At 53.4% G+C, this 11,425-nt stretch carries 12 protein-coding genes; 7 read left to right on the top strand and 5 right to left on the bottom strand.

Annotation, left to right across the window (positions count from 1 at the left end; all coding sequences use genetic code 11):
• The first annotated feature begins 6 nt into the window (after positions 1 to 6).
• The 5 genes from BS640_RS21665 (at position 7) to BS640_RS21645 (ending at position 3,461) form a co-directional block, all read left to right on the top strand.
• On the top strand, positions 7 to 450 hold the full coding sequence (locus BS640_RS21665; RefSeq protein ID WP_017492776.1) for a PTS sugar transporter subunit IIA: 444 nt from the start codon (positions 7 to 9) through the stop codon (positions 448 to 450).
• An 83-nt stretch (positions 451 to 533) separates the two neighbouring features.
• Positions 534 to 836 (top strand): PTS sugar transporter subunit IIB, encoded by a 303-nt coding sequence (locus tag BS640_RS21660; protein WP_017492777.1) that lies wholly within the window; start codon positions 534 to 536, stop codon positions 834 to 836.
• 103 nt (positions 837 to 939) lie between these two features.
• Positions 940 to 2,205 (top strand): PTS sugar transporter subunit IIC, encoded by a 1,266-nt coding sequence (locus BS640_RS21655; protein WP_017492778.1) that lies wholly within the window; start codon positions 940 to 942, stop codon positions 2,203 to 2,205.
• A 17-nt stretch (positions 2,206 to 2,222) separates the two neighbouring features.
• Complete coding sequence (locus BS640_RS21650) at positions 2,223 to 2,528, top strand: hypothetical protein (RefSeq protein ID WP_017492779.1); 306 nt, start codon at positions 2,223 to 2,225, stop codon at positions 2,526 to 2,528.
• Between the two features lie 120 nt (positions 2,529 to 2,648).
• Positions 2,649 to 3,461 carry a Cof-type HAD-IIB family hydrolase gene (locus tag BS640_RS21645; protein WP_026110655.1) on the top strand — a complete coding sequence of 271 codons (813 nt, stop codon included), beginning with the start codon at positions 2,649 to 2,651 and terminating at the stop codon, positions 3,459 to 3,461.
• Here the strand turns inward: BS640_RS21645 and BS640_RS21640 are convergent.
• Positions 3,458 to 4,231: an alpha/beta fold hydrolase gene (locus BS640_RS21640; RefSeq protein ID WP_084913316.1), complete on the bottom strand. Its 774-nt coding sequence runs from the start codon at positions 4,229 to 4,231 to the stop codon at positions 3,458 to 3,460. The two genes, BS640_RS21645 and BS640_RS21640, sit on opposite strands and share 4 nt — an antisense overlap.
• A 104-nt stretch (positions 4,232 to 4,335) precedes the next feature.
• On the opposite strand from BS640_RS21640, the gene BS640_RS21635 reads away from it, so the two are divergent.
• Entirely contained in the window at positions 4,336 to 5,232 is an 897-nt protein-coding gene (locus BS640_RS21635; protein ID WP_017492782.1) for a LysR family transcriptional regulator, read from the top strand.
• 352 nt (positions 5,233 to 5,584) lie between these two features.
• Here the strand turns inward: BS640_RS21635 and olsF are convergent, their stop codons facing one another.
• Entirely contained in the window at positions 5,585 to 7,312 is a 1,728-nt protein-coding gene (gene olsF, locus BS640_RS21630; protein ID WP_017492783.1) for a bifunctional ornithine lipid synthase OlsF, read from the bottom strand.
• A 176-nt stretch (positions 7,313 to 7,488) separates the two neighbouring features.
• Here olsF and BS640_RS21625 point away from each other — a divergent pair, with 176 nt between their 5' ends.
• Positions 7,489 to 8,115 (top strand): helix-turn-helix transcriptional regulator, encoded by a 627-nt coding sequence (locus BS640_RS21625; protein ID WP_017492784.1) that lies wholly within the window; start codon positions 7,489 to 7,491, stop codon positions 8,113 to 8,115.
• 10 nt (positions 8,116 to 8,125) lie between these two features.
• On the opposite strand, the gene BS640_RS21620 is transcribed toward BS640_RS21625, so the two are convergent.
• Genes BS640_RS21620 through BS640_RS21610 form a run of 3 tightly spaced genes read right to left on the bottom strand, consistent with a single transcriptional unit; the run spans position 8,126 to position 11,210 of the window.
• Positions 8,126 to 9,088 carry an ornithine cyclodeaminase family protein gene (locus tag BS640_RS21620; RefSeq protein WP_084913315.1) on the bottom strand — a complete coding sequence of 321 codons (963 nt, stop codon included), beginning with the start codon at positions 9,086 to 9,088 and terminating at the stop codon, positions 8,126 to 8,128.
• Entirely contained in the window at positions 9,085 to 10,041 is a 957-nt protein-coding gene (locus BS640_RS21615; protein ID WP_206024033.1) for a threonine/serine dehydratase, read from the bottom strand. Before BS640_RS21615 ends, BS640_RS21620 begins: the two co-directional genes overlap by 4 nt.
• 35 nt (positions 10,042 to 10,076) lie before the next feature.
• The gene (locus BS640_RS21610) at positions 10,077 to 11,210 is read right to left on the bottom strand and encodes a succinylglutamate desuccinylase/aspartoacylase family protein (protein WP_084913313.1); all 1,134 of its coding nucleotides are present in this window, start codon (positions 11,208 to 11,210) and stop codon (positions 10,077 to 10,079) included.
• Between the last annotated feature and the right edge of the window lie 215 nt (positions 11,211 to 11,425).

Genomic DNA, 11,425 nt, shown 5'->3' with positions numbered 1-11,425 from the left:
GGTAATATGTTAACCGACTGGATTAATGAAAGTAATATTAACATCGTTGAACATACGCCGGACTGGCAACAGGCTGTGGCATTAGCCGTTCAACCCCTCATCGATTCGGGTGCCGTTGAACCACGGTATCTCCAGGCAATATATGATATGCACCGAGAAATCGGCCCTTATTATGTCCTGGGCGAAGGGATAGCCATGCCGCATGCTCGACCCGAGGAAGGGGTAATTCATACCGCCCTCTCTCTGGTTATTGTTTCTGAAGGCGTTGAGTTTCATAGCGAAGATAACGATCCGGTCTACATTGTCTTCGCCCTCGCGGCCATAGACAGTGATTCACATATAGAAATGATTGCCAGCCTGTCGCACCTGTTCTGTGACGATGAGGTGGTGCAAAAATTACGACAATGCCATAGCAAAGAAGACGTACTGCAGGCTATTCGGCAGTACTAGTGAGTGTCTCCCCCTTTGGCACTCATGCCATCGGGGAAATCCGACGTGTGTCTTATTAATTAACGGCAACCCAAGGAACACCTATGAAAAAGTTATCTATTCTGGCGGTATGTGGTGCGGGTCTCGGCAGCAGCTTTGCCTGTGAAATGAGTATTGAAGCGGCATTGAAAGATCTCGGTATTGATGCCGATTTATCTCACTGCGATATCTCCAGCGCAACGTCTACGCGTGCCGATATTATTTTTACCGGCGAAAATTTCAGATCACAGTTCGCGCATTACAATATCAGCGCCACCATTATTTATCTGAAACGTCTGGTGGATAAAAAAGAAATAAAAGAAAAACTCACGCCCGTGTTACAAGAAATGGGGCTGATGGCGTATTAACAGTAAACAGTAAAATAGAGTGATATAAAAAACTCAGAGCCTGTTATTAGAACAATATCTTACCCAATAGCTCGATCACCGTGAACTCTACAGGGGACTTTATATGTCTTTCCTTCACTTTATTGTCAACGACGTACTGGGCCAGGCGTCTATTTTAATATCCCTGATTGCTATGATAGGGCTGATTGCTTTAAAGAAAAGTCCGGGGCAAGTCATTACCGGTACGCTGAAAACGTTGCTCGGTTTTTTAGTGTTGCTTTCAGGGGCAAGTATTATTGTCGCGACGTTAACCTTCCTGGGCGAGATATTCCAGAAAGGCTTCAACATGCGCGGTATCGTGACCGACGTCGGCTCAATAGCCGGGATTGCGCAGCAGACGCTCGGGCGTGAAACGGCATTAATCATGGTGCTGGCGTTTATCGTTAATATTCTCATCGCGCGTTTCACCCGCTTTAAGTACATCTTTCTGACCGGACAGGCCTCGCTGTGGATGGCAACCGTCTGTTCGGTTATCGGATATATGGGCGGCCTGCGCGGCACCGAACTTATCCTGATCGGTGGCGTGATTGCCGGGGTAATGGCGGTGGGTATGCCGGTTCTGGCACAGCCGATTGTGCGTAAGATTACCGGCTCTGATGATATCGCCCTCGGTCATTTCTGCACGATTGGCTACATTATCCAGGCGGGTGTTGCCAAAATAACCGGCGACGTCAGTAAGAGCACCGAAGATTTCGAGCTGCCGCAGGCCTTCTCCTTCCTGCAGGACACCTATCTGTCGATGATGGTGGTGATGATCCCGATTTATCTCATCCCCGCTGCCGTCGCCGGACCTGCGGTGATCGCGCCCTATGCCAACAGCGTCAACTATCTGGTTTATGCATTCCTGCAATCCATTCAGTTTGTGGTTGGGGTTTATGTATTGCTAGCCGGTGTGCGCCTGCTGCTGGCCGAAATCGTGCCGGCATTTCGCGGTATCGCGCTGCGCATTGTGCCCAACGCTATCCCGGCGCTCGACTGTCCGGTGCTGTTCCCTTACGCCCCGAACGCGGTGATCATCGGCTTTATCTCGACCACCATCGGCTCCATCATCGGCATGTTCCTGTTCCCAAGCATTGGGCTTGCGATGATTCTGCCGGGTATGCTGACCAACTTCTTTGCTGGAGGCACTGCCGGAATATTCGGTAATGCCGTCGGCGGACGTCGCGGGGCTATCATCGGTGGCATCTTCCACGGGCTATTTATCACGTTGCTTCCGGCGCTGTTGCTGCCCCTGCTCGGTAAATTTGGTTTGTCTAACGTGACCTTCAGCGACTCGGACGTGATAAGCGTCGGGCTGGTATTTGGTCACATCCTTAACTTCTTCCACTAGGTTACACGGAGGCTGATATGACGATTGAAATCGACGCTATTCTGGCACAGAACCTGGCACCTGCGGACTGTGCCAAGGCACTGAATGAGTTGGGTAAACGTTATGCGGAACAGCAGGATACCGACACGGCCATTGTCTGCTGGGAGAAGAGCATGGCGTGCTACGGCAAGCCCGGTTTTGCACAGGCGCAGTTGATGAAGGCCTACAACGCCAAGCGGCGTGAATGCTCGCAGGCGGGTGACGGTAAGGGGCTTGAGCTTTATTCTGACAAAATCGACGGCCTGATGCAGAAAAGTAAGGACGCTATCCGCTACGGTTTCTGACGATAATCGTGAATTTGCATGTATTTAAGGCCAACGATCCCACATTGTTGGCCTTTTTCTTTTATCTTTAACCTAGAGCTTTTATCATCAAGGTTAATTTTTGAACGGACGAGAGGACCTATGTCAGTAAAACTAATCGCAGTAGATATGGACGGTACGTTTCTCGATGACCAGAAAAAATATAATAAAACAAAGTTTCTTTCACAGTATCAGCAGCTGAAAGAGCGGAGCATCAAGTTCGTGGTCGCCAGCGGTAATCAGTACTATCAGCTGAAATCCTTCTTCCCTGAAATCGCGCCAGAAATCGCTTTTGTGGCCGAAAATGGGGCCTATATCGTTAATGAAGAGCAAGACTTCTCCGTCGCTGAACTGAGTGCCGATTCGGTCGACAAAATTCTGCGATTCATCGACGCTATCCCCGGCCTCAATACGGTAATTTGCGGCAAGAACAGCGCCTACATTCTTTCGTCGCAACCCGAAGCGTTCTATCAGAAGATGAAAAATTACTATCCTCGGCTGAAAAAAATCAACGATTATCAGGAAATTGACGATAGCATTTTCAAGTTCGCGACCAACATTGACGACCAACACCTGGCGAATTTTATGACCTCGCTCGACGAGGCGCTGGGCCATATCATTACGCCGGTCTCCAGCGGTCACGGCTCTGCCGACCTGATTATCCCCGGCCGTCACAAGGCCAACGGATTGAGCATGCTGCAAAAAATCTGGAATATTGATGACGCCGAGGTCGTGACCTTCGGCGACGGGGGGAACGACGTCGAGATGCTCAGGCAGGCCGGATTCGGTTTCTCGATGGCCAATGCTATGCCCGCTGCAAAAGCCGCAGCGAGCTATACCACCGTCTCCAACAATGATGAAGGTGTGTTGAAAATCATCGATAAAGTCTTGGCCGGCGAAGCCCCTTTTAATTAATCCGCCGAGAGAAGGAGATCGATAAACTGCATTAGCGAGGCCGCGATGGCTGTCGGGGCCTCAAGCGGCAAAAGATGGCCTTTACCCTCAATCACCTCAAGTCTGGCGTTACTGAGGTGCGGCATTAACTTTTCCTGGAGGGTGGCGGGTGTATCGACTCGATCCTTTTCGCCACTCAACACATGGACGGGTACGTCGATACTGGCGGCCTGTTTCAGCACCTCTTCCCCTATCCCGACCTTAGGCCACCAGGTTTTGGCGTCGCGGCTGCCTGCTATTGATGTCTGCAGCGCTTTCTGGCGTATTGCGTGTGGAAGTCCGCCCGCTGTGAGGACATTGTCGAGCACAAACGCGGTAGATTCTGCCGAGTCATAGGCATGGATCATCGTTTCTCGCTGCTCTGCCGATAACGCCATCGCGGTCGGCGGCGCGGGTGCGACCAGCATGAGACCTGCAAGATTCGCCGGACGCGAACCGGCAATAATTTGTGCGACCTTACCGCCCATCGAATGGCCGACCAGCAGATAACGGCCTGTAGTCCGGCGGGCAATAAATTCCTCTATGTCTGCGGCGAGCAAGTGAAGGCTGGCATCTGATGGCATCTCTGAGTGATTTTCTCCCCAGCCGCGAAACTCGGGCGTATGCGTCTTAACGTCCGCGGGCAACAGATTAATGACGCCGTCCCAGGTTGCGGCGCTACCGCCCCAGTAGTGTAAAAATATCAGTTCCAACGGTCTGTTGGCCGCCGGTGAAGGGGATTGATGAGTCATGTTGGTTCTCCACAATAAGGTGAGCGATTACTCTACTCTGCGAAAAAACCGGTGATAAGATGACGAAAAGGTCATGCACTATTTACTGAGAGTACATAATCAGGATGGATAATTTCACCGCTATCAATGTATTTTTAGCCACCGTCGAACAGGGCAGTCTGGCCGCCGCCAGCCGACAATTTAATATTACGCCGCCGATGGCCAGCCGCTATCTGCGCGCGCTTGAGTCCTCCCTTTCCGTTTTACTCCTGCAACGCACTACGCGAAAACTGACACTTACCCCAGCGGGTAAACACTATTACGATCGTTGCAGAAAGATAATGGACGAGCTTGAACAGGCGAATCAGGAAGTGGCCGAGTCTGCTATTTCACTGTCAGGTGAGCTTTCAATTACCGCGCCGGTCATGTTTGGCGAGCACTATCTCGGCGAAATTATCGCTCAGTTTCTTGAGCAGCATGAAAATGTGACGCTGAAGGTGAAATTAACCGACCACTATCTGGATATGTTTACCGAAGGTATCAGTCTGGCGATAAGAATCGGGCATCTGGCGGACTCGACTATCATCGCCCAGCGGCTGGCGGGGTGTCCGATGATGGTTTGCGCCGGGGTAGATTATCTGCGACGAAAAGGGGTGCCTACCCGGCCAGAGGATATTGCACATCACGATACGTTGCTATTTTCTGAAGCGACGTCACCCGATGACTGGACGCTTTATAGCAAAGGCGGAGAGAGGTTTGAAGTCAGCGGTCGGTGTCGGCTAAGGTCCGACAACATGCAGCTGTTGCTCAATTCGGCGCTAAACAATATTGGCATCGCCTACGGGCCAAGATTTGTCTTCCAGTCCAGTATCGATGCGGGTTCACTGGTGCCGGTATTGGAAGATTACGCGCCGACTGAACTGACAACTTATGCGGTATACCCTTCGAGGCGATACTTGCCCGCTTTGACACGGGCATTTTTGGACCACCTCAAAGAAACGCTGCGGTTGGATAGAGGGTGAAATTTTTCAATTATTGCACTGATTAGTGGAAACGTCGCGACCATGTGGGCAGATGTCGCTGTTAACGGGAATAATTCTAAACAAAGATTCGGCTGCTCCAGTACCACAGCCTGTCAACATCAGCAGGCTCAAAATCAGGATAGTCAGTTTCATTGCAATTCCAGCGTAAAGACAGGCGAACAATGCATGGGGACCCCATACGCCATTGAAGAGAGAAAGTTATTTTTTAGACAACGCCTCAGCATAACGGAGAGGTGGTCTTAAATACGTTTCTTTTCTTAATGTAGTGCTGCCCTCTACGCTGTCAATCCGCGGTCAGCAAAGTCGTGACTCTGGCCGCGATTTAGGGGCATTACTGCGGGGTGGATTCGGCAATGTTCCGATGCACCGCGATATACCGCTCGAATTTCGACGGCCTGAGCATGGAAACATCGACAAGTACCAGCCCGTCGATACAGTTGTTGAAGGCCGGATCGCAGCCAAAATCAATAAACTGCACGCCACCCGTTTCGCAAAGTTCAGAGTATTGCTTGTAAAGCGGCGGAATACTGCAGCCAAAATTCGCCAGCAGACGCTTTAAGCATTGCAGGTCCTGTGAATAATTATCGCCGCAGAACTGCGCCAGAACTTCAGGCAGCGTCGCTGGATAAGGGCGGCGGGAGCTAGCCAGCGGCAGTGAAGGAGCAAAATAAAGGCGATAGAAGGCGATTAACAGGTCACGCGCGGCCAGCGGCAGGCCACCTGAAATGGAAACTGGGCCAAACAGGTAGCGATACTGCGGATATTTTGCCAGATAGGCACCAATGCCCAACCACAGGTAATCGAGACCTCTTTTTCCCCAGTAGGTCGGCTGAATGAAACTGCGGCCCAGCTCGATGCCCTGCGCGAGAATAGGGTCCATCTGATGGCCATAGTTGAACAGGCTTTGGCTGTAGATGCCGCTGAGGCCTTGCTTTTCAAGCTGCTCGGCGGTGGGGATAAAACGGTAGGCACCGACTATCTCCAGCGCCTGTGGATCCCATAGCACCAGGTGATAATAGTCATCGTCGTAGCCGTCAAGGTCGCGCCTGCGGCCGCTGCCTTCACCCACGGCGCGGAAGGCAATTTCGCGCAGTCGACCCAGCTCACGCAGAATGGGCACATAGTCTTCACCGTTGCGTCGATAAAGATAAATCAGCTTGCCATCAGGCGTCTTCCCGAGCACCTCTGTCGCCTCCAGCGCATGTTTCAATACGGCGCGATCTTCAGCACGGGCAATGGCCGATTCGGTTCTAAATAATCCGGGCTTTCCCTGCCCAAGACGATAAACATGTTTGCGAAAGCGTGCCGCCAGATCCTTCGCTCGTGAGTGACCGTCGTGCCAGCTGTCGTAGGGAATGCGTGCGCCTATCTGCAGTTTAAGCGTGCTGCCGCGATGGCCAAACATCTCGTGGACCAACAGCAGCGTGGCAATCGGTTTGTAAACCATTGAGCTCAGGTAAAACAGTGCGCTGTTGTTGCCGCTGATATGTACCGGCACGATAGCGGCGCGTGTCTTGGCCGCCAGCTTGACGAAACCGCTGTGCCAGCGGCCGTCGCGCACTCCTTTTGAGGTGACGCGTGAGACTTCACCCGCCGGGAACAGGATCAGCACGCCCTGATTTTCCAAATGTTCCTGCATCATCGAAATTTGCGCTCGTCCGGTGCGATTGCCGCCCATGTTGTCGACGGGGATCATCAGGCTGCTGAACGACTCAATCTGTGAAAGCAGGCGATTGGCGACCACTTTCACGTCGGCGCGCACCGACGCAACCGCGCTGAGCAGCGCAAGCCCTTCGAGCGTACCGATAGGATGGTTGGCGACGATCACCACGGGACCATAACTGGGGATCTGTTCGAGGCAACGGTCGGAAAGTTCGCACCGAATCTGGAAGTAGTCGAGGATTTGTTCGACCATGTCAACGCCTTTAAGATGGCGGTTGTTTTCGGCAAGTTGTTGAAATTCTTTCTCGCGGAACAGCTGTTTCAATAGATTCAGCTGCCATGAAGGCGTTTTACGCTGCGGGGCAAGATCCTGAAGTACGTGGTCCATGCTGAACATAGAATGTCCTCCGGTTGAGTTATCTCGACCATAGGACATAACAATGACAATTATATTTCAGCGCGATGACGGAATAGGGAATTCTGCACGGGGAAAAATGCCAGATAACGGCCGGGATGTTGAGGCAATCTTTTATACTGTATTATCAATTGCTCTAGCCAACCTCGGGAAAGATTATGAGCACCGCAAACGCGTTTCAGCCCACCAATTATCAAACTATCGCTGACAGTATTGCGACGCTGCTTTTCCCTCACGCCGAGGTGATTTTGCATGACCTGAAAACACAGCAGGTGGTGCACATCGCCAATAATCTCTCCAAGCGAAAAATTGGCGACGACTCTGCGCTCGACGAATTGCACAGCGATCCGCGATCGGCGCAAAGCATCGGTCCTTACGAGAAGCTTAATTGGGATGGGCAGCGTATGCGTTCTATTACCAGTATCCTGCGCGACGGCGAAGGGCAGGCAGTGATGGCGCTGTGCATCAATCTAAATTATTCGGTGCTGGAACAGGCGCGCGATGCGCTGAATCTTTTTTTCCAGGCCAGTCGAGTCATGCCGCAGCCCGAAGCGCTGTTCCGCGACGACTGGCAGGAGCGTATCAACACCTTCCTGCACGCCTGGCTGCATAAAAATAGTCTGAGTCTCAACGGGCTACGTCGGGAGGATAAACGCCAACTGGTTGAGGCGCTGTATCACGAGCGGGCGTTTGAAGGCCGAAGCGCCTACGACTATGTCGCAAACGTGCTATCGATGGGCAGGGCCACGGTCTATAAATACGTCAAGGCCCTGCGCGAAGAATAGCCCATTGTCATCAGAGGCCGGGCAGCGCCTCGGCGCAGGCCTGCATGGCATAGCCGGCTATCTGTGCGTCCTGCACCGCGACGCCGGTTAAATCGGCCAGCGTAATCTGCCGATCGTTGTCGCGGCCTTGCACTTTGCCTTCGAGCAACAGCCCCAGTTCCAGCAGCTGTTCCCCGACAATCAACCCCTGTTTTACTGCATGCGAGACCTCGCCGTATTGGCTGCACTGCTGCACCGAATCCACCGCGATGACGTCGGCGCGGGCGACCAGATGGGTATCTAGCTCCTGCTTGCCGCCGCCGTCTGCCCCTACCGCCGTGATGTGGGTTCCAGGCTGGATCCAACCGCTTTGCAACAGCGGCTCGCGTGACGGGGTGGTAGTCACAATCAGATTGGCGTTTTGGGCCACCTCACGGGCATCCTGCGTGGTGGTTACGCTAAAGCCCAACGAGTCGGCGAATTGACGATAGGCCTCCAGCGCGGCCGGATTTCTGCCCCAGACGGTTAACTTGCGACAGTCAGTCAGCGGCACGAGCTGCTCCAGCTGCATCTGCGCCTGCACGCCGCAGCCGAGAATGCCGATGCCGGTAATCACCGAAGGGGCCAGCAGTTTTGCCGCTATCTGGCCTGCCAGCGCGGTGCGAATGCAGGTCAGCCAACCCTCATCCTGCAACAGGGCTTTGGGGGCACCGGTCTGGGCGCAAAGGACCAGCATCAACCCGTCGTTACTGGCTAACCCTTTGGCGGGGTTATCGTAAAAGCCGGTTGATATTTTCACGGTGAAGGTCTCGCTGCCCTCAATCCAGGCGGATTTAACGCAGCAGTCGCCGTTGGCCTGCTCAAAGCTAAAATTCTGTACCGGTGGCACCTGAACGCGGCCCTGAGAATAGGCGATAAAGCCTTCGGCGATGCGGGCGGCGGCGATTTTCATGTCTATCGCGCCGACTATCTGCGTCTGCTGATAGATTTTCATTGAATGGCTCCAATGAATTTCTCGAGCAATATGTTGCGGCCGCAAAGTACGACTGCGACCTTTTTCCCCTGATACTGCGCCGCCAGCTTGATGGCACCCGCCAATGCCACGCCCGCGGCTCCTTCAATCATCCAGCGCTCAAAGCGCGCAACGGCTTTCATGGCTTCGCGGATTTCCTGCTCGCTGACCAGCACGGTTTGAGTCACCAACTGCTGGCAAAGCGGGAAGGTGATGCTCCCCGGTTCGACTCCGCCCGCGGTGCCGTCAGACAGCGTTTCTTCTTCTTCCATCTCGATAATCTCACCGACCTCGAGTGAACGTTGCAGGGTGGGTGCATTCTCGGGCCAGCAGCCGATGATGTCGGTGCCCGGTTTTAAGTGTGCCAGCGCCGCAGCGATACCGGAGATAAGGCCGCCGCCGCCGACCGCGATAAATACCGCATCGACGTCGGGAAGCTGTTCGACCAGCTCCGCGCCAACCGTGCCTTGCCCGGCAATAACATCGAGATCGTTATAAGGTGAGACGAACAGGGTATCCTGCTGCTGCGCCTGTTTTGCCGCCTCAAGTTCGACGCTAAGCGGATCGGTATCGAGAGAAATAACCTTGGCACCAAAGGCTTTGACGGCCGCCAGCTTAGTGGGGGACGCGCTGGTGGTGGTATAAACCGTGACCGGCACGCCAGCGCGAAGCCCCGCCAGCGCCAGTGCCTGACCGTGATTCCCTGATGAGGCGGTGATCACGCCTTTCTTACGCTGTTCGTCGGTCAACGCAAGAACCTTGTTGCTGGCTCCACGAAACTTAAATGAACCGGTATGCTGGAGGTGCTCGCACTTCAAGAAAACTTCACAGCCGGTCAGCGCCGACAGCGGAGCGCTGTGGGTCAGGGCCGTTACGGCAACCTGCGGGCGCAAGGCCTGATGCGCATGAAGGATGGCGTCGGCCAGGGTATTCAGAGAATCTTTAGTCAGGCTCATGGCGGTTCTTCCGATTAAAAGTGTTGTAAAAGTTGTCCGGCTTTGCGGTGCGCAAGCGGCGTTTTCCCCGCCAGCAACGCCACGCGCTGCCCGGTCCTGACCATTTTGAAAAGCGGCTGTACGATAATTTTCCCGTCTATGTCGCTGTAGACCGGCACTCTCGGCGTGCCGAGGGATGCCTCTATCGGCACGATTTCGGCAATTAACTCGCCCAGACTGACGGTGTCGCCCAACCGTTTTTTCCACACCAGCAATCCCATGGCCGGTGCCTGTAAATGCGAGGCACCTTCGAGCGGATAGGTCTCGACCTGGGCTAAAGGAGCAAGGGGGGGCGTCAGGCGCAGCAATCCTTCGCGGGCCAGGAACTGCAAAATACCTTCGGCATCAGCCCGCGCCATTTCATCGTTGACGTCAGCCTGACCGCGCAGCTCGACGCTGGTTGAAAAGCCGCAGTCCAGCGGATTGGCGAGACCGGCCTGGGTCAGCTTTTTCCACGGTTTACCGAAGGCTTCGTCAAACGGCTGTCCACCGGCCTGCTCTTCGAGGAATACGGTTTCAATTCCCATACATCCGGCCAGCAGCACGGCGCGCTCCTGCTGATGAAGCGTTGCATAAAGATGCAGGGTGGCAGAGGTATCACAGTGCAGGTCCAGCACGATATCGTGGCGCAAGGCCTCTTTGAGCAGCAGTTTTTTATTGGTCGCTACCGTGTCGTGCGCCGGAATGGCGTCAATAGCCTCGGCAAATCGGCGTTTAATGTCTGCAGAAGAAAGTGGGCTGGCTGCACCTTCAGCGATCATCGCCTCAACGGCGGGCGTAATATCCGGGAAGTTGCGATTAAAGTTTTCACCGTTGGCCAGATTAAAACGGCCTGTCACATAGCCAAAGATGTTCTGTCCGAGGCCGACCGGGTTCGCAAAAGGACAAACAGCGACTTCACCCAAGAGGTCGCCGGCTTGCTCTATTTCCTGCAATCGCTCAAGAAGATGTTGGATAACCAGCAGACCCGGATGTTCATCGGCGTGAACGCCTGCCTGAATATAGGCACTGCGACCGCTTTGGCCGCCGCTGAATTTGTGAATGGTAAGCTGATGCTGTGTCCCCGGTGCCATACCGGGAAGGGGAGTGATTTCAGTAGTAATAGACATGGCAGTCTCATTATGTGGAAATATTGTCCACAGTAGACTTATTGTCTATTTATCGCAACGGATTTTTTTGTCAGGATGAGACTCGACTCGCAGATAAACTTATTTCCAGGATATTAATTTAAATATTATCCTTTGTTGCTGTCCTATATATATTGCATTACACGAAACTGAAGTATTATTTCACTGTACTAATAGTACGAATATCATTTTCAATG

The organism is Rouxiella badensis (assembly GCF_002093665.1).
GTDB lineage: Bacteria > Pseudomonadota > Gammaproteobacteria > Enterobacterales > Enterobacteriaceae > Rouxiella > Rouxiella badensis.
The sequence above is the reverse complement of the archived record's forward strand: the minus strand, read 5'-3'. Positions and strand labels throughout refer to the sequence as shown.